Source organism: Pseudomonas sp. P5_A2_2 (genome assembly GCF_054177685.1).
In genome coordinates this window covers 1-1,135 of sequence record NZ_JBGCUL010001268.1, presented here as the reverse complement: position 1 = coordinate 1,135, position 1,135 = coordinate 1, and the positions used below count along the sequence as shown (strand labels likewise).

At 50.7% G+C, this 1,135-nt stretch carries 2 protein-coding genes; both read left to right on the top strand.

The genetic code is table 11. The features are described 5' to 3' along the window. Window positions 1-655 (top strand): glycine betaine ABC transporter substrate-binding protein (locus tag ACXRVY_RS30710; protein WP_458239168.1); only part of this gene is annotated, 655 nt, incomplete at its 5' end. 75 nt (window positions 656-730) lie between these two features. Next, window positions 731-1,135 (top strand): ATP-binding cassette domain-containing protein (locus ACXRVY_RS30705; RefSeq protein ID WP_458239167.1); only part of this gene is annotated, 405 nt, incomplete at its 3' end.

Genomic DNA, 1,135 nt, shown 5'->3' with positions numbered 1-1,135 from the left:
CGCCTACGCTGCACTCAGCAAAGGGGATATTCAGGTATTGGCATCCCAGATTGATTACGCCGCCGCCGATTATTGGAAAAAGAACAAGAACAAAATCGAGAAGCTGTCACCAGTCTCCTTCGGTCTTTATCAGGGCTTGGCAGTACCCGGTTACGTAGACATCGACTCCATCGAACAGCTGAATGCAAACGCGGAAAAACTGGGGAACAGAATCATTGGTATCGAGCCAGGTTCGGGCTTGATGAGTGACGCGAACAACGTGGTCAAAGCGTACGACATCAAGCTCAAGCTGGTCGAAGGCAGTACTTCGGCAATGACCGCGGCTTTAAAGTCGGCAGTCGACCGAAAGGAATGGGTGGCGGTAACCGTCTGGGATCCTTCCTGGATGACCAAGAAATTTGATCTCAAATTCTTGAAAGATCCAAAAGGGGTCTTCCCGCCGTTGCAGGGTTATTACTGGATAGGACACAAAGGCTTCGCTGAAGCCAATCCGCGTGCGCGTGAACTAATGGCCAGTGTTTATGTGCCTATAACGGACATCACCGCGATGAATGCTGAAGTCAAGGATGGCAAGACCATGGACGAGGCTATCAAGGGCTGGATAGATAGCCATACAGATCTTGTAAATCGTTGGGGGAATATCAAGAACTATTGAGTTTGGTTTGTTTGCCACTGCCGCCCTTTGATTAATTAGAGAAGCCAGCAAACAACTGGTTCGATGGATTGCGAAATGACGATGGCCACAATTAATACTGACGAAGTGCTGGTAGATTGCCAGTCGGTTTGGAAAATCTTTGGTAAAAATGCACCGGCAGCCATGGACGCGGTTGTCCAGCAGGGTCTTTCAAAGACCCAGATCCTGCAAAACCATGGCTGTGTGGTCGGAGTTTCCGATGTCAGCCTCCAGGTTCGCCGGGGGGAAATCTTTTGCATCATGGGTTTGTCCGGCAGTGGCAAATCCACCCTTATACGGTTGTTGAACAAGCTGATCACCCCGAGCTCGGGGAAGGTGCTGGTCAAAGGCAAGGACGTTTCATCCTTGTCGCCGGCACAACTGCGAGAGGTGAGGGCGCGTCACATCGGTATGGTCTTTCAAAGCGTTGCCTTGTTGCCTAACCGTACGGTTCTTGAGAAC